This is a genomic window from Exiguobacterium sp. JMULE1, from assembly GCF_013337175.1.
GTDB lineage: Bacteria > Bacillota > Bacilli > Exiguobacteriales > Exiguobacteriaceae > Exiguobacterium_A > Exiguobacterium_A indicum.
The window spans coordinates 1,285,549-1,304,436 of the sequence record NZ_SGWC01000002.1; the positions used below are offsets into that span (position 1 = coordinate 1,285,549).

The window sequence follows — 18,888 nt, forward strand, 5'->3', positions numbered from 1 at the left end:
CCTTAGCTGAGGATGCCTTTTCTTATAGACAAATTAACCTTCTCCTAAAGCAACGTACTTTTTTAATTTCCCATTGAAACTCACTAGCAAAATGTCATTTCTTTCTTTAGTAGAGTATAGGACGGTACCCTTATAGAGTTTCGTAGCAGTCCCATTATCAAAAGCGTCTTTATCCGAACTTCTTCTTTTAATTTCTCCAACTTTTTCATTCTGAGTGACTTCGGTTTTTTCTGCCCATGCTACGTCTGATTTGTAGATCGTATCATTGAATTGAAAAATGTCTGCTTTAGCATCTTCGCTCAATACTTCGGATGCCGTCGGTTTTTCACTAGTACTTTGCATTATCTCTTCATTATTATAACCAACTAATATCCATACCGTCATAATCGAGAAAGCGAATGATAAAACGACTTTTTTCATGATATAACCTCTTTCCCGTTTTGTAAGTTATTCCATGCCGATACACGTTAACGTCAACTGCTCTTCACGGTTGCCATCCCATTTGATTCGGACATGGTACGTGTCAGTATCTTTAAAGATTTGTAAGGCGGCACTCGTCTCAAAGGTGGCGCCATCTCTTTCGGTTCCAATGAAGCTTTGGAAATGGCTAGAGTGTTTAGCATATCGACCATCTGACAACTGACTATCGACAAACCAGGTCACAGGTTTCTGTTGGTGCTCCACTCGTTTTAGATCCTGTCCGATATATGTTAGGGCGTAGCCTTCGCTTACCCGGTAAGATAAAGGACGTTCTTTGACTTGCCGTACATGAATCACGGCGTTCCAGGATTCGCCTTTTGCCTGAAAGATGAGGTGTTCGGGTTCAGATATCGCTGAAGCGCGGTGAATACCATAGAGCGTGAAAAACGTGAGGAAAAGTAAGCATGCAATCAGTAATGTTCGCTTAAATAAGCGTTCGGACATGAGGATCACCTCTGAACAGCAGTTTCCTTTAGTCTAGCAAATTCAAATGCTTTTCTTAGTCAGAAATCTTAAAAAAGGGGAATCCATTTTTAGGATATCCAGCGTCCGATCTGCTCACCCATCTTGACGCTACGTTCGATGCCTGGAGCGAGTTCGACCGTGTCCGGTGGCAAGACGAGGATGACAGTTGAACCGAACGAAAAGTAACCGAACTCTGCACCACGCTCCAGCAGGCGTCCTTGATGTGTCTGAACGATCGTATTGACGTTCAGCGCACCGACCATGACGTGCTCGATCGTGCGGTGATCGACTTGCAGACGGGTGACGCGGCGATAATTACGTGTCAGCGGACGTTTGCTGAATCGTAGCCCCAGGTCATTGACGGGTGCCGATTCTCGCCCGAGTGTATAACTCGTCGTGATCTCACCCGTGACTGGCGAGTGGACTCGGTGATAGTCGGTCGGACTCAAATAGAAAATCAAGGCGACACCGTTCGCGTAATCCTCGGCGCGTTCGCTTGAGCCGATCAGCTCAGCAACGGTATAGACCTGTCCTTTGATTGTAAACCGACTATCTTGCGTTAATGCCGGGACGATGGAGAGGACGGCGTCACTCGGACTGACGAAGGCATCCGTCGTGGTTGCGATTGGTCGCATACCGGGACGTAACTCGCGTACGAAACAATCGTGCAGCGAGGTAAACGAATCGACAGACTTCAGCGCTTGATCCGTCTGAATGTGATAGGTGCGAATGAAAGGTCGGATGAGCGGTTTACTAAAGCGACTCATTGCAAACCGTTTTAGTGTGTTCGCGACAACTGGTCGAGCATTTAAGTGGACGATCGTATCAAAGATGGCTTTTTTCATGAGGTAAAAACTCCTTTAAGTTGTAATCTACCTCTTAGGATACGATCGAATTCTGTTGATAGACGGAGTCTCTTTCTTAAGTTTATCTTAAGAAAAACACGTACCGAAGATGCGGCACGTGTCAGAACGTCATGATTTTCGAGTCAACAAATAAAGTAGGGGTCCGAACGCACCAATCGCGAGGGTGATGATTGCCCAAAGCGGAAAGCTTCGTCCGGTACGACGTGTATCATGGCGGAGCCAAACGATGATGAAGAGGGCGCAGAGAATCAGGTCGACGAAAATCTGGAGCGTCGCCGTGTTTTGTGTCGCTTCCGTAAAGATGCCAAGTACACCAAAATCAATTATCGAAAAGGCAGTTAAAACAGCGAAAGCGATCGTAATGACGAGCAATAAAGGTTTCGGGATGCTGTCTACAAATGAAGCTTGAGATTCTTTCATAAAGGATCCTCCTTGAAATGTAGTGGTTACTACAAATTAATGTAGCATGTACTACATTCATGCGTCAATCTACTTAGATGTTGTATGATGAAAAAGGAGAAGGGAGAATCGATCATAATGGATAAGTTTGAACAGAAGCGACAGGATTATACGCATCAGATCGCAAAAGCGACGTTAGCATCAAGCATCAAGGAAATGAGTCTGAAGAAGATGGCGACCGCTGCCGGGACGAGTGACCGGATGCTGATGCATTATTTCAAGGATAAGCAAGATATCGAGACCGCAGTGTTGACTGCGATCAGCCAAGAACTGATTGATTTACTGCAGCAACCGGATTTAAAACTCGAGTTCACGGCATTCGTCCGCTTTCTACGTCAAGCAATCGATGAGCCACGAATCAAGCCATATTTGAATCTTTGGTTCGAGATCACCCATCTCGCAACGAGTCAGGGAGAACCGTATACGTCAATCACGCGGACGATCGGGGAGTCGTTCGACGATTGGATTAAACAGATCTACGTGCCAACAGAGGGGGAAGATGTCGAACAGCAAACTGCGTTGCTCTTTGTCTTCACGGAAGGACTCGTCGTTTTGAATAAGATTGGTTTACAAGACCGGATGGACGCGGCGGTTGAAGCGATGATTGCATTAACAAAGGACAACATGCCTCGTAACTGAGGTGTGCTGTCCTTTTTCGGCATTTCACTGAAAAATCGTTACAGCTGAATAAAGAAGTAAGGTACACATAATGACGCGAAACGCGACGTCGTATCTTTGAAATAACGAACGAAACAACGAGCCACTTCCTGCCCAAAGCAATAAGGCAATCCACCCGAGAATGATGGCATACAACGTGTATTGAACGATTTCTACAGTAGACGTGCTGTGCGGCAGAATGAACGTCGATAAAGCGGTTAAGAAAAAAAGGATACTCTTGACGTTGATGAGTTGGAACAACAGACCGGATAAAAATGTCGCTGGCACGGTATCGATCTGACTTGCTGTCTGCTTCGGGAAACCAATCTTATAGGCAAGGTAACCGAGGTATGCGGCACCAAGCCACTGAAGAATCGGTTCGATCATAGGTAAGGTCGCTTGTAATACTGTCGTCCCTAATGCGCTGATCAACCCGAGTATCATGAACCCTAGTAAGATTCCGGTATTAAATCGCCAAGCACCACGAAAACCGAAGTGGCTCGATTCATGCAGGACTAACAGATTACTTGGTCCAGGTGTGATGGACGTAATGATGACATAAGATAAAAAAGCAACAACATTCATGAGAACACTCCTTTTTCGTTCTATCGAATACTTGAATTCTAGTGTAAGATGACAAGATCGATAAATAAAATTGAAATAAAGAATCATTCCATCATTTTTTTCGATGGACGATGAAAGGAGAGTCTTGAAATGGAAATTCGCCATTTGATCAGCTTCTTGAAGATTATTGAGACGAGGAGTTATACGGCAGCTGCGAGTGACCTCGGCTATACGCAATCGACGATTACGTCCCATATGCAACTGCTCGAACAAGAAGTAGGCGATGCTTTGTTTTTCTATTCCAATCGTACGCTTCAGCTTACACCGCTAGGTCAGGAAATCATCCCGCTTGCTGAAGATTTACTAGCGACACACGAGAAAATCAAGTCGATTCAACAACAGGATCCCTTTGAAGGCGTCTTGAAGGTCGCTGCGCCAGAGTCACTGACGATCTCTCGTCTTGGTTCCGTCTTACAGACGTTCATGACAGCATATCCGAATGTCAACATCATCTTATCGAATGGAACTTGTAAGGGAAATCAAGACGAACTCTTACATGGACGGGTCGATGTCGCCTTGATGCTGTATCCAATGTTTTCCGCTGAACGTTGTACGCATGATGTTTTGACAGAAGAGAAGATCGTCATCATTGGTCATCCGACGATGCCGGATCATTTTGACGCGATTCGATCTTTCGCGGACACATACGTCTATCTGACGAATGAAGACGGGTGTAGTTACCGAACGATGTTTGAGGCGTGCGTCAGAAACCAAGACATCTCGTTTCAGACACAGGAATTGTGGAGTATCGGGGCAATCAAGAAGATGGTGATGAACGGTCTTGGTTTTGCTGTGTTACCGCATGTGACGGTAGCAGATGAAGTGGAAGCAGGTGCGATAAAAATCATTCAACATGATGAGACGTTCGAACCGATGTATGCCCATCTGCTTACGAAACAGTCGAAGTGGGGTTCACCCGTAACACGCGCGTTTCAGGAAATCGTCCTGGACCAATTCACGAAGTCAAAGTGAATCGAGTATCTCGACCCAGACTTGATAATATACTTCTTCATCGAGGTGAACCGTTGCCGACCGTACGCGATAGTCTGGGTTTTCCGCTAAATAAAAAGCAAGAATCGTCGCGACTTTAAAGTCAGGGGTGCAATATCCGGTGATTGGACGACCATGAATCTCATTCGTGATCGAGTCTGCCCAAACTTCGGCTTCACGAAATGTCTCGAACTGAATCATCTCTTCCTTCCAACGAATCGCCATCTTCATATCCTCCTCTACTGTAGTTAATGTTAGTATATGGAAGAAATAGTGTGTTACTCAAGGGGGAACGTTAGACATGAGTCGTTTTGGAATACATCAGGAAGTAATCAATCCGCCGCTCGGTGCCGCCTTCATCGGTTATCACCGAGAAGAAGGTGTCGCGAGCATACACGATTCGCTATATGTCACAGCGAGCATCTTTGAAAGTGAGCAGACGACATCGGTTTTCGTCAGCATCGATAACATCGGTTTGCTCGTCGCAGATACCGATACCATCCGTGAAGGAATCGCCGACCGGCTAGACGTCTCGAAGGAACAGATCATGGTCGTCTATACGCATACACATTCAGGTCCAGCGACAGCGGGAACTGAACCGTTGACCGTCGCCTATAAAACGATCTTGACGCAACAAGCGATCGTATCTGCCGTCAAAGCAAGCGAAGCGATGCAGTCGGTCGAGATGGGTTGGGGTGTGACGCAGGGGAAACTCGGCGTCAACCGTCGGGAGAAAAGGAATGGTCATGCGGTGATGGGAACGGATCCGCTTGGGGTGACGGATGACCGAATCGGGACGCTGTTGGTTCGACGTGCCGATAATGCGTGTCTCGTCGGAGCCTTCGTTTTCTGTACAGCGCATCCGAACGTCTTGAAATCAGACAGTGTTGTTTTATCCGGTGATTATCCGGGTGTCACTCGAACGATCCTCGAACAGGCACTCGGCTGTCCAGTCGTGATCGTCCAAGGGGCGACGGGGAATATCAATGCGAAATATCGCGGGGATCTAGAAAGCCTACAGAAGATGGCGCTTGCTTTAAGTGGACACGTCTTAACGACGATCCCAGACATGTCGTATCAACCGTTAACGCATCACCGGATTCAGTCGGTGATCTATCCGATGCGCTTAACAGAAATACCGACGATAAACCAATTACAAGACATGGCAACTTACGCTGAACAGACTTGGGGCGTCAGCGCAGCACGCTGGTTAACGTACGTTCAAGAGCAATCGGGAACAACACTCACCATCCCGGTCGAAGTTCAATTGTTTGAACTAAATGAGGGTTCGTTCTCAGGCATCCCGATGGAGCCGTTCTGTGAGACAGCGCTACAGATAAAGCGGATGCGTCAAACGGAACTCGCCTTTTTCGGAGGCTATACGAACGGTTACATCGGTTATTTGCCGACAGCGGAAGAACATCCGTATGGTGGGTACGAGGTGGCAATCAATCCCGTCGTCTACGGTCCAGTAACGGGGCTTTGGATGCCACCTGTACCGGAAACGGCAAACGACATCGTGCATCGCATCCGACAACTCTATGAAACGAACAACAACCCGGCTTCTCTCGTCTGAGAGACCGGGTTGTCGTAGTTACGATTTTATTTTTCTGATGAACCGGCGTATCGCAAAAACAAATCCGCATGTCAGCAGGGCGAATAAAAGAAGCGTAACTAGTAGGTAGGCAGATAGATTTAACATCAAAGACCTCCGTAAATAGGTATAGCTGGATTTTCGAACTTTCGAATAATAATAGAGTAACATAGTAATTAACATTATATAGGGAAATGACTTGTGGTTTTATATATTTTTTAAATGATTTACTTTTTATATGAATGAATAGTTGCTTTATTCCATTTTGAAAAAGAGAGGGATATCATGATTATCAAAAGATTTATTTTTAGTGCCATCATTAGTTATTTATTCCTCAGTTTGCTTTTATCCTTCAGCATCGGATATACGATTGATTGGATTCCGGAAGCAACTTTGGCTCAAAAGATAAAAGGGTACGCTTTTGAAGGGTTCACTCGGTTTAATTTTATTAAAGTTTTGATTGCTGTAGGTGTAGGTACTTTGTACAGCCTACTCTACTTAAAACTAAGATCACCGAGTTCTTCAAAGCGTTGATTTCCTTTATTTCGAAACTTTTCTTTGTTTGGTTCGTTTATTAGGATGAGAACGAGTCAACGTATTGGGGGAAATAAACATGGAAAAGACAGTTGGTGCAATCGCCTTAGCGAGCGGCATGCTAATACTCAGTGGTTGCGGAACAGCCGCAACACAAACCGATGTATTTGATCAACAAGGTACATATCTAGGGGATAACAGTAACGTACGAGACATCGTCCAACAGCTACCTCATGGCGATCAGTTAAAGAAAATGGAACTGTCGACGAAGGATAAACCGTATCAACTCACGTTACGTTATGCTGGATATGAAGAAGGGCAGGTCGAACAAAAAAGTAATCGTACGGCAATCTACAATGCAACAGCACTGTTCACATTGATTCCGAATGTCGACCACGTCAACATGACGATCGAGGATGCTTCGTATCACTTTACGAAACAACAACTGCGCGATTGGTATGGAAAAGACTTTACGTCTTACAATAATGAGAAAGCACTTAAGGCGTTCACGAAGCCTTTTATCGAAGATTCGAAGAAAGTAAACGACTTATTGAATTGAACCGACCAAGCACGCTCTTGAAAAGGAGCGTGCTTTTTTGTTGATTCATTCCCATAAGTTGTAAAAAGTACTTTGCATTACAGAGTAATTCGGTTTATCGTTAAGTTACGGATAAAACCAAATATAGGAAGAGGTTGAACGGGATGGAAATTGACAAAGAACTGTTAAAGGGGCACGTCGACACGATCATCTTGTCGTTGCTGAACGAACAAGACCGATACGGGTATGAAATCGCGAAGACGATCCGGAAAACGTCAGACGATCAGTTCGAACTGAAAGAGGCGACACTCTATTTGTCACTCAAACGACTCGAGAAAAAAGGATTCGTCATATCCTATTGGAGTGACGAAGCAGCAGGCGGAGGGCGGCGTAAATATTATACGCTGACGCCTGAAGGAAAAATCCTTCTTGCGAAAAAACGACTTGAATGGCGTTTTCTAAAGCAACTACTCCCGAAGTTTCTTGAAGAGGGAGACGGTGCGCTTGAATAAACTCGATCATTTCGTCCGTGACTTGTATCAAGATGCGGATGTGACGGATCCGGAAATCATTGACGTCATGGAAGAGACGCGTAGCCATCTCGAACAATCGATGCGAGACTTGATGATTCAAGGTTGTTCGGAAGAAGAAGCGACGAAGCTTGCCATGTATCGCTACGGTAGCAAAGAGCATGTCGATCAGCTCTTGACGTGGGTCTATCGAAAAGAGCGGACGTTCGCTTCGTGGTTGCTCCGCATCGGAATCAGTATCGCCACTGCAACGATATTGTGCTTTATCGGCACGATGATATGGAGCCAGCATCAGTCGCTCGCCTATGCGGATGCCTTTTATAGCAATGAACGCTCAATCGAAGCGTATGAACGTCTTCTAGAAGATCATCTGTTGCTGGTATCGATTTCCGGACAAGACGCGGCGTCCTCGCGTGATTTCACCATTCATAAATCGATTTGGTTACCGGAGTTGTTCATTTCACATGGCATCTATCTGATTGACGAGCAGCACCTGACGACGACAGAAAGCTTTGACGTCACGAAATTCGGTGCCGTGCTCGCGTTGATCGGCATGACGATCTATCTTGTGACATCGGTCATTTGGAGCATCATCAAGCTCTATCATGCAGGACGATTGCATCTATTAAGTATCGTCTCAGTCGTATTCTTTAACGTCCTGGGTTATTGGTTTTGGGCATTACGAAAATAGGAGGGGTCATATGTCGCAGCAAATCAAGCTCGTTTGGTCGCAAGCGTTCACGGTGAAACGATGCGTGTTATATCTTCTGATCATTCTTGGGTTACCGGTGCTTCAATTCAGTTTCATTTATGAAGGCTATCAGTTCTTCTTACCGATCGAAGTGTTCGAGGAGACGCTATCAGGAATGATCCCGATGCTGTTTCCGGTACTTGCGGTCTTGATCTTCTTGCCAATCTTCATCGCTGAATACAAGGATAACTATCTGACATATGTCCGAACACGTGCGAGTCTAAAGGATTATCTGCTTGCGGTCGGTTTCGTCAATGCGACACTGACAGGACTCGTATTCTTTTTAATGACAATCGTGACGTTCGTCCTCATTCATTACGTCGAACCAATCATCGGTCTCGTTAATTATTGGTCTCTCAGCGAAAAGACATATGAGACCTCAAATGCATTTTCGTTCTTAGCGGACATTCATCCGTTACTCTATGCCGTCCTCTATGCTGCCTGGATTGGACTCAACGGAGCAGCGTATGCGACGCTTGCTTATCTGTTGATTTTGGTGCTCGAACAAGTCTATCTCGCAATTTCGTTACCGTTCGTCGCTTATCATATCTTTAATTTCGTTGCGGGTATCATGCAAGCACCACAGTTCTCGCCCATCAGTACGGTCTTTCCGTTCAATATCACGGAACAACCGCTTTGGACGGTGTTCGTGCCGTTTACTATTTTGGTCGTCGTTAACATCACGCTCTATCTGACGATGATTCGACCGAAACCGGAGTGGATCTTCCAATCATGAAGAGGACACGAAACATTTCGATTGTACTGAACAGTTTATTCTTCCTCGTGATCAGCTACGTCGCATGGTATAGACGACAAGAAGTTCTGTCCGAAGCACAAGAATTCGGTAAAGACGTCAACTCGTGGGACATCACATTTGCGATTCAAAATGATATGTACCTAATCCTCTTTTTCCTGATGCCGTTACTGCTATTCCTCTCGTTTCGAACGATTGAACAGCAGTATGAACCGACGATTTTGATTCGGGTTGGCTCATTTCGGAACTGGGTGTACTACTCGACAAAACGGTATGTACGCGCTGTTCTGACACTGTTCGGATTCGTCATGTTGCTGAGTCTTCTTAGTGCCGTTGATCAACCGTTTACGTTGCAGTGGAGTCCATACAGTCAACTTGCAACGAGTGATAACATCAGTCATTATCTCATTGCGACTTTCCATTCACCCCTGTCAGTGATTTTATTACAACCGATTCTGTGGTTGCTTACAAGCATTGTCCTACATGGATTGATGTGTCTTATGTTTCTGTTGCACGAAAAGCGTAATGGCTTGTTGCTTCAGGCGGCAGGGGTAGTGATTTGGTGTATCTTTAGTTTTAAATCATCGTTTGGAGTAGGAGAGTTCTTTTCACCCGCAACATATTTCTCTGTCGGGGCTGTATCCAATATAATGCATCCCTGGATCGCACTCGTTATCCTCAGTCTTGCGATCGTGCTGATCTATTTACTGGCGCAATGGATGCGACCGCTTCGTCAGCTACTGACTTCGCGAAATGAGTTCGTACCGTATCTCACCTATGCGATGCTTGCTAGTCTGTACATCTTCCTCAGTAGTAGTCGAGCGTCAACTGAGTTGCAAACGATTGGTGATCTGTTCGTCGTCGTGTTTTACGGTGTCAGTGCGGAGGGCAGTTCGTTTCTCCAACTCGTGTCGCATCTGATCCTTTTCTTCGGACTCGCTTACTTAAGTCAATTGCGTCTGCAGGATCAAATGACGGCAATCGGACCATACACGTGGATGCGTTACCAACGAATCGAAAAATGGGCACTCCATGTCTTCGTAAAAGAAGGGCGTTTTTATCTACTTGCTCTCTCACTTCTGATCCTCGGAACGATGGTAATCGGAATGCTGCAAGGCGTATCGCTATCGCTTTCGACTAGCCTTTTATCGATTTCACCGATGCAATTGCTGCTGCAACTGTTTGGCATCTCGATGCTACAATTAATGCTTTATTCTCTTTTCAGCTTCATCTTGCTGTGGCAATTCCCAGATGGATACGCGATGCTCGGTTTGTTCGGCGTCTTATCGGTTTTCTTACTGCCCAACTTCAATCGGTATGGCATCTTTCCGTCCGGATTGAATGGATTTGCCCAATTGCAGTCGTTTAGTCTGACACACCTCTTAATCGTTTTGTTGATCTACGTTGGGCTTTCACTTGTCTGGTTATATGTTCTGTTTCAAAAAAGCATACGAATATAAGGAGGATGTATCATGGAAATGATCAAGCTCGAGCAGGTCACGAAAGGGTATCAAGGCAATCCGTTATTCGCAGACGTCGATTTGACGATTCTAAAAGGAGACATCGTCGGCATTACGGGACCGAACGGTTCAGGAAAGTCGGTCTTATTCAAGATGATTTGCGGATTCATCCATCCGGACGCGGGAACGATCACCGTCCGGAATGAACAGCTTGGTCCGACGCGACGCTTTCCGGAAAACGTCGGCGTTATCATCGATCGACCGGGTTATATCGCCCATAAATCAGGATTTGAGAACTTAAAGCAACTCGCAGCGATCCGAAAAGTGATCACAGATGCTGACATCGAACAAGCGATGCGGACCGTCGGATTACAGCCTGGCAATCGTCAGAAGGTCAAACAATATTCGCTCGGAATGAAACAAAAGCTCGCAATCGCGCAAGCCATCATGGAACAGCAGGACATCTTGATCTTGGATGAGGCATTCAATGCACTCGATCACGATAGTGTCTTGCGTCTGCGGGAACTTTTGTTGTCGTTCAAAAAAGAAGGGAAGACGATCATCTTGACGAGTCATAATCAACAGGACATCGATGCACTTTGTGACTCCGTCTACCGCATCAATCAAGGTCGACTCGAACAGGTCGGCTAACACAAACAGGGAGTGGATCAACGGATCCACTCCCTGTTGTATTACGATTGATTATTTTCCTGGTTTCGTCTTGTAGAAGCTGTAGAAGACGCTGATCAAGATGACGAGGACGATCGTACCGAGTGACATCCAGATTGGCATTTTGTAAACGTCACTGAAGATCATCTTCGCTCCGATGAAGACGAGCATGAAGCTAAGACCGTGTTTCAAGTAGTAGAAACGATCAATCAAGTTCGCGAGGACGAAGTAGAGACTACGGAGTCCAAGGATCGCCATGATGTTCGCATAGAAGATGATGAACGGGTCACGCGAGTACGCGAAGCTTGCTGCGACCGAGTCGACGGCGAAGACGATATCCGAGATCTCGATGAAGACGAGCGCAATCAAGAGCGGCGTGAAGAACAGTTTCCCATCAATTCGTTTTGCGAACTTACCAGACGAGATGTCTTGCGTGATCGGTAAACGTTTCTCTAACCAACGAATCGTTTTGTTTTCTTCGAGCGACGTCTCTTGACCGATGTTTTTATACATCATCCAACCCGTGTAGACGAGGAACGCTCCGAAGATGTAGTAGACCCAAGCGAAGTTCTCAAGCAACGAAACACCAGCGACGATGAAGATGACGCGGAAGAAGATTGCACCAAGAATACCCCAGAATAAGACTTTGTGCTGGTACTTCAATGGAATCGCGAAGTATGCGAAGACGAGTGAGAAGACGAATACGTTATCAATCGCGAGAGCCTTCTCGATGAAATAAACGCTCGTATATTCGATCGCAGCGGAACTTCCTTGATCGAAGTAGAGCCAGCCACCGAAGGCGACGGCAATCGCGATCCAGACGAACGTCCACGTCCAGGCCTCCCGAAGCGAAACTTCATGTGCCTTACGATGGAAGACTCCAAGGTCAAGGGCGAGCATGATGAAAACGATGGCTAGAAAAGCAATGAGTAGTGTCAACAGCGCTTCCTCCTTTAAGGTAATTGTTATCTTGAATTTATTATAAGGTCATGAGAACTCAAAAGTAAAGCGAAAAATGTTTGGAATGTGCATTTGGTTAAAAAACAATCCCTGAAAGTGGACGAATGTATTCGACGTGATGTGCAATGAAACGACATGAAACCCAGTTCCGAAAAGGGACTGGGTTTCATGCAAATTATAAAGTGATTTTTAAGGCATCATGATAAGGGAGGGAAATGCGGCACGACATACGTTCCGAGTTCATCGATGACGTCTTCTGCTGATCGCTCACCGTCGAATAGGGCGAAGAACAGATGATTGACGCCAAGCTCGCGGTACAATTCCAGCAACTCGATCAATCGATTGCGCCCGATTCGAAAACCGAGTCGAATCGGTGTCGCTTCCTCGTTCGGATCCGCGGATAAATCAAGATGCATCGGCATCGAAAACGGGCGGAACGTTGTGTTACCGGCTGCTTGACTGGCAGCACGCCATTGTTCGATGGCACGTGCTTGTTCGAACGGTCCTTGCGGATAATACATCCAGCCGTCACCGTTTTTTGCGAGCCAGTCCATATCCTGCTGTGCGAAACCCGTGATCATCGTCGGGATTTTTTTCTTTGGTCGTGGCACGAGTGTCGCACCACGGACTTCTCCATACGTCGAATCAATTTGCGGATAATCTTCATATAAAGCTTGTTCCATCACTTGCAGTGATTCCTTGAACTGAGCACCACGACTTGGGTGATCGACACCGAGTCCATGGAAGTCGGCTTGCCGGTCACCAGACGAAACACCGAGAATCAGGCGTTCCGGGAACAGCGCATTAATCGTCGCGACTTCTTTCGCAGAGCGTAACGGATGACGGAGCGGCAAGACGAGTGCTGACGTTCCGAGAGCAATCTGTTTCGTCTGACTAAGGAGATGCGTCCCGTATATCAGCATATCGTGAATCTGTCCGACAGCTGGATCAAGAAAATAAGGATCCTTCAATAAGACGTCACGCAACCAGAGCGTCGTAAAACCATAGTCCTCTGCTTTTTGTGCAAGCTCGACTTGATTGACAAGCGTTGGTGTTCGCATCTTGAAATTTTCAAGCGGGACGTGGAGACCGAGCGTGAGCTCGCCCTCCCGGTACATCCGCTGATAACTTGCATGATCGTTAAACATAGTAGTCCTCCTTATTGATGTTCGAGACGACGCGAGACACCAGTCAAGATGACGGCAAGGATAACCATGATCCCGCCGACCCATGGCGTGTGGACGAGACCGATCGTATCGGTGACGAGACCACCAATCGTTGCTCCGAGTGCGATGCCGATGTTGAAGGCTGCGATATTCAAGGCAGATGCAACATCGACTGCTGCTGGGACATATTTTTCAGCCAACTGAACGATATAGAGCTGGAGTCCAGGGACGTTCATGAACGCAAGGAGTCCCATTAAGATGATACCGATGATACCGGCGACCTTGAACGGAATCATGAACGAGAGGGCGATCATGACGATGGCATGGATAATGAACATATAGAACAACGCTTTAATCGGATTACCGTTCGCGAGTTTTCCGCCGACCGTGTTTCCGATCGCAACCGCGATTCCGTAGACGAGCAGAATGATACTGATTAAGCTCGGACTGATTTTCGTGACGTCCTGCATGATCGGTGTCAAGTACGTAAAGGCGACGAACGTTCCACCGTAACCGAGGGCAGTGATCAAGAAACCGAGCATCAAGCGTCCGTTCGTCAACAATTTGAACATGTCGGAGAACTTGGCAGGTGGTGATTGTTTCAAGTCTTTTGGAATCAAGAAGAAACTTGCGATGATCGCAATGATGCCGAGTGCAGCAACCGCGAAGAACGTCGCGCGCCAGCCGAACGATTGACCGATGAATGTTCCGAGTGGTACACCTGTGACCGTTGCGACTGTCAGACCTGTGAACATCAAGGCGATGGCACTCGCTTTTTTATGCTCTGGTACGAGCTGGACGGCAATCGTCGCACCGATTGAGAAGAAGACACCGTGCGAGAAAGCAGTGATGAAACGAGCAGCGATCAACAATTCAAACGTCGGTGAAATCGCGGAAACGAGGTTACCAACAATGAAGACGACCATCAATGCCATCAGTAACGTTTTCCGATTCATTCGGTTCGTTAGTGCCGTCAGGATGGGTGCACCGACGGCGACACCGATCGCGTAACCAGAAATGATGAGACCAGCGAGTGTGATGCCGATATTTAAGTCACCAGCGATCGCTGCGAGCAGTCCGACGGGAACGAATTCCGTCGTACCGATACCAAAAGCGCTGATTGCTAAGGCAAGTAGGGCAAGTCCGCCGTTTCTTGGGACCTGTTCCTCCTGGATCCGTGAGTTTAATTGATTCATAGGGATTCCTCCTAAAAATAATTTCAGTAGGGATCGTGTTCAGTGGGCCCGACCGAACATGATCCGATTGACATGAACCCAGCATAACCGGGGTGTTTCATTTCGGGAAGTACGCACTTTAAAGTGCGATAGGCACTAAAAAGTACCCTACTCCTTCATTTAGATGCAAGGTCTAAAAGGAGGTTGTACTTTCCGTTGACAATTGCTATCATATAGCCAGCTAATCTGCTTGGGAAGTACGCACTTTCAAGTACGATAGGCACTAAAAAGTACCTATGCCCTTAACGGAATCACGAAAGGATGGAACATATATGCCATACAATATCCCGGTCGAAGCAACACTTGAAGTCATCGGCGGAAAGTGGAAGGTCGTCATCATGTGTCATTTGATCAAAGGCGAGCGTCGGACGAGTGAGCTCCGCAAGCTGATGCCGACGATCACTCAAAAAATGCTAACGCAACAATTGCGCGAGTTAGAAGAAGACGGCGTCATCATCCGGACGGTCTTTGAACAAGTCCCACCAAAAGTCGTCTACTCGTTATCCGAGTACGGCTGGTCGCTGAAGCCGATTCTTGACGCGATGTGCGCATGGGGAGAAGGACATATCGATTTGACGGGTGGAGAAGTCGTCTCGTCATGACGAACAAAAGTGAGTCTCGCTCGAGGCTCACTTTTTTGAATACATATACAAGGTGGGGAAAAAAGATGGAGCAATCAATCGTTCAGTTCGATTCGATTACAGTCAGTTTTGAGGATAAAGCCGGCAGACGCCAGTCAATCGAGGAGTTTGCACAAGGATTCGAGCATGGCATCTTATTTTTCGGTCATCCGCCGGAAACCAATGATATCAAAGTCGTCCTTGATCTGAAGACAAACTTTGGTGAACGGACGTTTCGATTTAACTTTTGCCGGATGGACCGGGCAATCGGCCATTATCTAATCGATGGGTTGGTCTGGAAATGGGTCATCTTGTGGGAATGGTACTACCAGGAGAGTTATCAAACGGGTGAGTCCTACCATATCAATCGTCCAAAGGAAGGAATTCGTGATTTTTATCGACAAATCGATGTACAAAATGAGACCTGTTCGAATGATTATTTAGAGTCAGGCATTCACGAGGAGGACGTATCGTGTACGGATAGTTATACAAATTTTGAGAACCTAGATTGGGTCACCGAAGGAGATCCGATTAATACATTAGAACGGATGCGGAACCAAGGTGTCTTTTTCGAGTATTATTTTAAAACCTGGATTGATTTAGAGCATTCATTGCCCGCGATTCGACGCGTCATGGATGAATTGTATGCACATACACCTGAATAATGCTTAATCAAATAAGCACCGCTCCCTCTGTCATTGACAGAAGGAGCGGTGTTTTGGTTAGAACGCTTTACGTTGACCTTTTAAAATCGTCTGTTGCAGAGGACCAAAGTCCCCTGGAACCGTCCGTTCCATGAACAGGTACGGTTTTCCATCGACGATGAATTTTCGATCTCCAAGATACTCGAAGTGGCGACCGTCATCCTTTAATCTTCGCTTAACAGCTTGAATATGGTCTTCATGGTGGATGAACCGCTCGTTAAACGTCATGACGATATTTCCTTTTTTGAATCCGAGTAAGAAGACATAGTAGAACCAATATCCAACGAGACAAATACCAACGGCCAATAACAAATCAAACATATGTGTCGAGCTCCTTTCGTGTATACAGATTTTTACGAATATTTCTGTAAAAAGATTCAATTAATTTCAATTAAAAGTAAAAAAAGTATTCATCCGAAGATGAATACTCGTTATTTTTGAGCGATATATCTCTTTTGATCGAAATCATATTTAAATTCAACGATCATCCATTCATCACCCGTTGGATTCCGATACGAGTAAAAGAGCGATGTCTGTTTTTCTGGATATTCGACTGTACTGTCATTGTAGGCTTTTCCGATCTTAGAGTAATCTTCTGTGCGGTGAGCCGTCATGACACCTAGCCCTTTACCTGAAAGAATATGATCGAATTCAGCCATCGTCATGCCTGGTTTAAATTTCTTTCCTGGTAAGAGTCGCTTTTTCGAAGGCGTTTTAGGGGTGTATTCCTTTTGCGCAAGATATAACGTGTGACCTTTTTGTTTCGTTTTGAAGATCAGATGCATGCGCTGTAAAGACCAATGATCGTTTTTTTCATCGTACGGATAAAATGAGAAAGCGTATAAAGCATAGTCGTCTTTGATTTCACTCAATACTACATCATGATTGAGTGTCGTGACGTCATGTTCTTTCTTTATGTATTTCTTATATGATTTTCCGTAGAGCGATTTTGCGACGTCTGTCGCGGTCATACCGAGTTTTAGTTTTTTGTACGACGTATATTCCTTTGTCGCCGCGTCGACAGAATGAGGTGCGAAAACAGCACCAATCATCGAGAGCGTGATCAGAAGCGCGAAGAGTACTTTCGACTGAAGAAGGTGTAATTTTTTCGTACGTGCCATCATGATTGTGTCTCCTTTGACAAACGTATTAAAAACCGTGCGATTCTTTTCGTTTGAGATACCAGAGTAGTCCTAGGGTAATGAAAAACCCAATCGCACCTATGATTCCGATGAACAGGAAACCAATGAGATCATTACCGATATTCTTTTGAAAAAAATAGGATGAACCAAAAATCGCAGTGGTAATCATGAAAATATTGCGTAGATGGCGAAGTACTTGGACTATCATGGATAACCCTCTTTCTTAGTTTTTCGTTCGACGGATCTCGGTCGCGACAATCGAGTCCTTTGCAAACGTCACTTGAATCGTATCACCTGTTTGAATGGCAGCCGTATTATCCGTTTTGCCATACACGATCGTGTCCGTTGTGACGCGAATTTCTGTTAATGCATACTGCTCGTCTGGATGTTGTTCACTTGGAGCGACGAATAACGTATCCCCTGTAACTTTCTCGACGATACGTGTATCGTTCTCGTGTGTACAGGCACTAAGCGGCATACTAAGGAATAGAATAAAAGCGAAAAGCCACCGACGTGTCGGCATGAACCAAGCACCTGCTTTCGTCAGTTAATAGGGTTAGATGAAATCTTATTATTATATAAATTTTACCAGTTGTGATACTGATTGATGCGAATTAAAAAAACTTTCTTACTCCAAAACAACAGGAATTCGGATCGAAATCGGCGTATGATTAAGGGAATACCATCATCTCGATATGAGGAGGCATTACGATGAAGGCAGCCATCTGTACCCGCTACGGATCCCCGGACGTCTTGCACATCACAGAGGTACCTCGTCCGGTTCCAAAATCAAACGATCTACTGATTAAAGTACATGCATCTGCCGTCCATTCCGGAGATCGTCGCATGCGTTCGCTCGATGTCCCACTGTTAGGGAAACTTCCAATGCGTCTGGCTGTCGGCTTCAAGCGACCGCGACAACCAATCCTTGGCGTTGTTCTTGCCGGTGAAGTCGTCGAAGTCGGTCAAGACGTCAAGCAGTTCCAAGTCGGAGACCGTGTCCATGCCTTGACGGGATTTGGCTTCGGTGGATACGCCGAATATGCGTGCGTGTCTGAGAAACGTTGCATTGCTAAAATGCCACAGCACGCATCGTACACGGAAGCGGTCTGTCTCCCGTTCGGTGGTACGACGTCGCTTCATTTCTTCCGGAAACTCCAAATCGATCAGATGAAGACAGTCTTGATTTACGGTGCGTCGGGCGCTGTCGGGACGGCTGCCGTTCAAATCGCCAAAGCAAAAGGGCTGCAGGTGACGGCTATCTGTAGTGGACGAAACGCGGAGCGGGTCAAAGCACTCGGTGCCGATCACGTAATCGATTATACAAAGGACGGTTACGATGGATTGTTGCTGAAGTACGATGCCGTCTTCGATGCGTCCGGAAAAATCAATAAGACGCAAGCGAAACGGCACGTCAAACAAAATGGCGCCTTTGCATCCGTCGCGGGACAAGGTGTGGCGAGAGAACGGAAAGAAGATCTACACTATTTAAATGAACTGTTTAAAGCGGGACGATTCAAAGCCGTCATCGACCATATCTATTCACTTGATGAGATCGTCGAAGCGCATCGTTATGTCGATACCGGGCAAAAGTTCGGTAACGTCGTCGTGTTAGTAGCAAACGAATGATTCATCGAACCACCTGATTCAGGTGGTTTTTTTATGGTTATCCAATATATGTTAAAATAAA

General features: G+C 46.0%; 25 protein-coding genes. 13 read left to right on the plus strand and 12 right to left on the minus strand.

Annotated features, from left to right (window positions below; translation table 11 throughout):
• Positions 1-33: 33 nt before the first annotated feature.
• The 4 genes from EXW93_RS06810 to EXW93_RS06825 all read right to left on the minus strand — a co-directional run bounded on the left by EXW93_RS06810 (position 34) and on the right by EXW93_RS06825 (position 2,231).
• A complete protein-coding gene (locus EXW93_RS06810; protein ID WP_174316210.1) occupies positions 34-420 on the minus strand; it encodes a hypothetical protein in 387 nt (128 codons plus the stop codon).
• A 27-nt stretch (positions 421-447) separates the two neighbouring features.
• The gene (locus EXW93_RS06815; RefSeq protein WP_035397741.1) at positions 448-924 is read right to left on the minus strand and encodes a hypothetical protein; all 477 of its coding nucleotides are present in this window, start codon (positions 922-924) and stop codon (positions 448-450) included.
• Positions 925-1,013: 89 nt separating this feature from the next.
• A complete protein-coding gene (locus EXW93_RS06820; protein WP_174316211.1) occupies positions 1,014-1,790 on the minus strand; it encodes a phosphatidylserine decarboxylase in 777 nt (258 codons plus the stop codon).
• A 129-nt stretch (positions 1,791-1,919) separates the two neighbouring features.
• A complete protein-coding gene (locus EXW93_RS06825; protein WP_041255079.1) occupies positions 1,920-2,231 on the minus strand; it encodes a DUF2834 domain-containing protein in 312 nt (103 codons plus the stop codon).
• Positions 2,232-2,348: 117 nt separating this feature from the next.
• Between EXW93_RS06825 and EXW93_RS06830 the strand changes: the two genes are divergently transcribed.
• Complete coding sequence (locus tag EXW93_RS06830; RefSeq protein WP_035397738.1) at positions 2,349-2,909, plus strand: TetR/AcrR family transcriptional regulator; 561 nt, start codon at positions 2,349-2,351, stop codon at positions 2,907-2,909.
• Between the two features lie 24 nt (positions 2,910-2,933).
• Here EXW93_RS06830 and EXW93_RS06835 read toward each other — a convergent pair whose 3' ends face one another.
• Complete coding sequence (locus EXW93_RS06835; protein WP_174316212.1) at positions 2,934-3,512, minus strand: LysE family transporter; 579 nt, start codon at positions 3,510-3,512, stop codon at positions 2,934-2,936.
• 129 nt (positions 3,513-3,641) lie between these two features.
• Here EXW93_RS06835 and EXW93_RS06840 point away from each other — a divergent pair, with 129 nt between their 5' ends.
• Entirely contained in the window at positions 3,642-4,523 is an 882-nt protein-coding gene (locus EXW93_RS06840; protein ID WP_174316213.1) for a LysR family transcriptional regulator, read from the plus strand.
• Here EXW93_RS06840 and EXW93_RS06845 read toward each other — a convergent pair.
• Positions 4,515-4,766, minus strand: a complete 252-nt coding sequence (locus EXW93_RS06845; RefSeq protein WP_023468085.1) for a hypothetical protein — start codon at positions 4,764-4,766, stop codon at positions 4,515-4,517. The two genes, EXW93_RS06840 and EXW93_RS06845, sit on opposite strands and share 9 nt — an antisense overlap.
• A 76-nt stretch (positions 4,767-4,842) precedes the next feature.
• On the opposite strand from EXW93_RS06845, the gene EXW93_RS06850 reads away from it, so the two are divergent.
• From EXW93_RS06850 to EXW93_RS06885, 8 genes are all read left to right on the plus strand, one after another.
• Entirely contained in the window at positions 4,843-6,117 is a 1,275-nt protein-coding gene (locus EXW93_RS06850) for an alkaline ceramidase (protein ID WP_174316214.1), read from the plus strand.
• A gap of 303 nt (positions 6,118-6,420) precedes the next feature.
• Positions 6,421-6,669 carry a hypothetical protein gene (locus EXW93_RS06855; RefSeq protein WP_174316215.1) on the plus strand — a complete coding sequence of 83 codons (249 nt, stop codon included), beginning with the start codon at positions 6,421-6,423 and terminating at the stop codon, positions 6,667-6,669.
• A gap of 79 nt (positions 6,670-6,748) precedes the next feature.
• Positions 6,749-7,228: a DUF4825 domain-containing protein gene (locus EXW93_RS06860; RefSeq protein ID WP_174316216.1), complete on the plus strand. Its 480-nt coding sequence runs from the start codon at positions 6,749-6,751 to the stop codon at positions 7,226-7,228.
• Positions 7,229-7,371: 143 nt separating this feature from the next.
• On the plus strand, positions 7,372-7,719 hold the full coding sequence (locus tag EXW93_RS06865) for a PadR family transcriptional regulator (RefSeq protein ID WP_174316217.1): 348 nt from the start codon (positions 7,372-7,374) through the stop codon (positions 7,717-7,719).
• Positions 7,706-8,428: a hypothetical protein gene (locus EXW93_RS06870; protein ID WP_174316218.1), complete on the plus strand. Its 723-nt coding sequence runs from the start codon at positions 7,706-7,708 to the stop codon at positions 8,426-8,428. The genes EXW93_RS06865 and EXW93_RS06870 overlap by 14 nt, the downstream gene beginning before the upstream one ends.
• Positions 8,429-8,438: 10 nt before the next feature.
• Positions 8,439-9,224, plus strand: a complete 786-nt coding sequence (locus EXW93_RS06875; protein ID WP_035397725.1) for a hypothetical protein — start codon at positions 8,439-8,441, stop codon at positions 9,222-9,224.
• A complete protein-coding gene (locus EXW93_RS06880) occupies positions 9,221-10,702 on the plus strand; it encodes a hypothetical protein (protein ID WP_174316219.1) in 1,482 nt (493 codons plus the stop codon). Before EXW93_RS06875 ends, EXW93_RS06880 begins: the two co-directional genes overlap by 4 nt.
• A 12-nt stretch (positions 10,703-10,714) precedes the next feature.
• Positions 10,715-11,353: an ATP-binding cassette domain-containing protein gene (locus tag EXW93_RS06885; RefSeq protein ID WP_035397722.1), complete on the plus strand. Its 639-nt coding sequence runs from the start codon at positions 10,715-10,717 to the stop codon at positions 11,351-11,353.
• A gap of 51 nt (positions 11,354-11,404) precedes the next feature.
• On the opposite strand, the gene EXW93_RS06890 is transcribed toward EXW93_RS06885, so the two are convergent.
• The 3 genes from EXW93_RS06890 to EXW93_RS06900 all read right to left on the minus strand — a co-directional run bounded on the left by EXW93_RS06890 (position 11,405) and on the right by EXW93_RS06900 (position 14,693).
• Positions 11,405-12,310, minus strand: a complete 906-nt coding sequence (locus EXW93_RS06890; RefSeq protein WP_035397719.1) for a TerC family protein — start codon at positions 12,308-12,310, stop codon at positions 11,405-11,407.
• A gap of 218 nt (positions 12,311-12,528) precedes the next feature.
• Positions 12,529-13,479: a TIGR03571 family LLM class oxidoreductase gene (locus EXW93_RS06895; RefSeq protein WP_174316220.1), complete on the minus strand. Its 951-nt coding sequence runs from the start codon at positions 13,477-13,479 to the stop codon at positions 12,529-12,531.
• An 11-nt stretch (positions 13,480-13,490) separates the two neighbouring features.
• The gene (locus tag EXW93_RS06900) at positions 13,491-14,693 is read right to left on the minus strand and encodes an MFS transporter (RefSeq protein WP_174316221.1); all 1,203 of its coding nucleotides are present in this window, start codon (positions 14,691-14,693) and stop codon (positions 13,491-13,493) included.
• Positions 14,694-15,004: 311 nt separating this feature from the next.
• Between EXW93_RS06900 and EXW93_RS06905 the strand changes: the two genes are divergently transcribed.
• On the plus strand, positions 15,005-15,334 hold the full coding sequence (locus tag EXW93_RS06905) for a winged helix-turn-helix transcriptional regulator (RefSeq protein WP_023468096.1): 330 nt from the start codon (positions 15,005-15,007) through the stop codon (positions 15,332-15,334).
• Between the two features lie 65 nt (positions 15,335-15,399).
• On the plus strand, positions 15,400-16,017 hold the full coding sequence (locus tag EXW93_RS06910; protein WP_174316222.1) for a hypothetical protein: 618 nt from the start codon (positions 15,400-15,402) through the stop codon (positions 16,015-16,017).
• A 57-nt stretch (positions 16,018-16,074) separates the two neighbouring features.
• Here the strand turns inward: EXW93_RS06910 and EXW93_RS06915 are convergent, their stop codons facing one another.
• The 3 genes from EXW93_RS06915 to EXW93_RS06925 form a co-directional block, all read right to left on the minus strand.
• Complete coding sequence (locus EXW93_RS06915; protein WP_174316223.1) at positions 16,075-16,377, minus strand: hypothetical protein; 303 nt, start codon at positions 16,375-16,377, stop codon at positions 16,075-16,077.
• 110 nt (positions 16,378-16,487) lie between these two features.
• Positions 16,488-17,180 carry a hypothetical protein gene (locus tag EXW93_RS06920; RefSeq protein ID WP_174316224.1) on the minus strand — a complete coding sequence of 231 codons (693 nt, stop codon included), beginning with the start codon at positions 17,178-17,180 and terminating at the stop codon, positions 16,488-16,490.
• Positions 17,181-17,421: 241 nt separating this feature from the next.
• Positions 17,422-17,721: a hypothetical protein gene (locus EXW93_RS06925; protein WP_058713537.1), complete on the minus strand. Its 300-nt coding sequence runs from the start codon at positions 17,719-17,721 to the stop codon at positions 17,422-17,424.
• A gap of 188 nt (positions 17,722-17,909) precedes the next feature.
• Here EXW93_RS06925 and EXW93_RS06930 point away from each other — a divergent pair, with 188 nt between their 5' ends.
• Positions 17,910-18,827 carry an NAD(P)-dependent alcohol dehydrogenase gene (locus tag EXW93_RS06930; protein WP_174316225.1) on the plus strand — a complete coding sequence of 306 codons (918 nt, stop codon included), beginning with the start codon at positions 17,910-17,912 and terminating at the stop codon, positions 18,825-18,827.
• Positions 18,828-18,888: the final 61 nt, after the last annotated feature.

Bases quoted from the DNA above. Each gene is read 5' to 3' on its own strand.
- EXW93_RS06830 (WP_035397738.1), top strand. From the start codon at position 2,349: ATGGATAAGTTTGAACAGAAGCGACAGGATTATACGCATCAGATCGCA.
- EXW93_RS06845 (WP_023468085.1), bottom strand. From the start codon at position 4,766: ATGGCGATTCGTTGGAAGGAAGAGATGATTCAGTTCGAGACATTTCGT.
- EXW93_RS06860 (WP_174316216.1), top strand. From the start codon at position 6,749: ATGGAAAAGACAGTTGGTGCAATCGCCTTAGCGAGCGGCATGCTAATA.
- EXW93_RS06925 (WP_058713537.1), bottom strand. From the start codon at position 17,721: ATGCCGACACGTCGGTGGCTTTTCGCTTTTATTCTATTCCTTAGTATG.
- EXW93_RS06855 (WP_174316215.1), top strand. From the start codon at position 6,421: ATGATTATCAAAAGATTTATTTTTAGTGCCATCATTAGTTATTTATTC.
- EXW93_RS06820 (WP_174316211.1), bottom strand. From the start codon at position 1,790: ATGAAAAAAGCCATCTTTGATACGATCGTCCACTTAAATGCTCGACCA.
- EXW93_RS06920 (WP_174316224.1), bottom strand. From the start codon at position 17,180: ATGATGGCACGTACGAAAAAATTACACCTTCTTCAGTCGAAAGTACTC.
- EXW93_RS06840 (WP_174316213.1), top strand. From the start codon at position 3,642: ATGGAAATTCGCCATTTGATCAGCTTCTTGAAGATTATTGAGACGAGG.
- EXW93_RS06825 (WP_041255079.1), bottom strand. From the start codon at position 2,231: ATGAAAGAATCTCAAGCTTCATTTGTAGACAGCATCCCGAAACCTTTA.
- EXW93_RS06815 (WP_035397741.1), bottom strand. From the start codon at position 924: ATGTCCGAACGCTTATTTAAGCGAACATTACTGATTGCATGCTTACTT.
- EXW93_RS06865 (WP_174316217.1), top strand. From the start codon at position 7,372: ATGGAAATTGACAAAGAACTGTTAAAGGGGCACGTCGACACGATCATC.
- EXW93_RS06810 (WP_174316210.1), bottom strand. From the start codon at position 420: ATGAAAAAAGTCGTTTTATCATTCGCTTTCTCGATTATGACGGTATGG.
- EXW93_RS06835 (WP_174316212.1), bottom strand. From the start codon at position 3,512: ATGAATGTTGTTGCTTTTTTATCTTATGTCATCATTACGTCCATCACA.
- EXW93_RS06930 (WP_174316225.1), top strand. From the start codon at position 17,910: ATGAAGGCAGCCATCTGTACCCGCTACGGATCCCCGGACGTCTTGCAC.
- EXW93_RS06900 (WP_174316221.1), bottom strand. From the start codon at position 14,693: ATGAATCAATTAAACTCACGGATCCAGGAGGAACAGGTCCCAAGAAAC.
- EXW93_RS06905 (WP_023468096.1), top strand. From the start codon at position 15,005: ATGCCATACAATATCCCGGTCGAAGCAACACTTGAAGTCATCGGCGGA.
- EXW93_RS06875 (WP_035397725.1), top strand. From the start codon at position 8,439: ATGTCGCAGCAAATCAAGCTCGTTTGGTCGCAAGCGTTCACGGTGAAA.
- EXW93_RS06915 (WP_174316223.1), bottom strand. From the start codon at position 16,377: ATGTTTGATTTGTTATTGGCCGTTGGTATTTGTCTCGTTGGATATTGG.
- EXW93_RS06895 (WP_174316220.1), bottom strand. From the start codon at position 13,479: ATGTTTAACGATCATGCAAGTTATCAGCGGATGTACCGGGAGGGCGAG.
- EXW93_RS06885 (WP_035397722.1), top strand. From the start codon at position 10,715: ATGGAAATGATCAAGCTCGAGCAGGTCACGAAAGGGTATCAAGGCAAT.
- EXW93_RS06850 (WP_174316214.1), top strand. From the start codon at position 4,843: ATGAGTCGTTTTGGAATACATCAGGAAGTAATCAATCCGCCGCTCGGT.
- EXW93_RS06910 (WP_174316222.1), top strand. From the start codon at position 15,400: ATGGAGCAATCAATCGTTCAGTTCGATTCGATTACAGTCAGTTTTGAG.
- EXW93_RS06880 (WP_174316219.1), top strand. From the start codon at position 9,221: ATGAAGAGGACACGAAACATTTCGATTGTACTGAACAGTTTATTCTTC.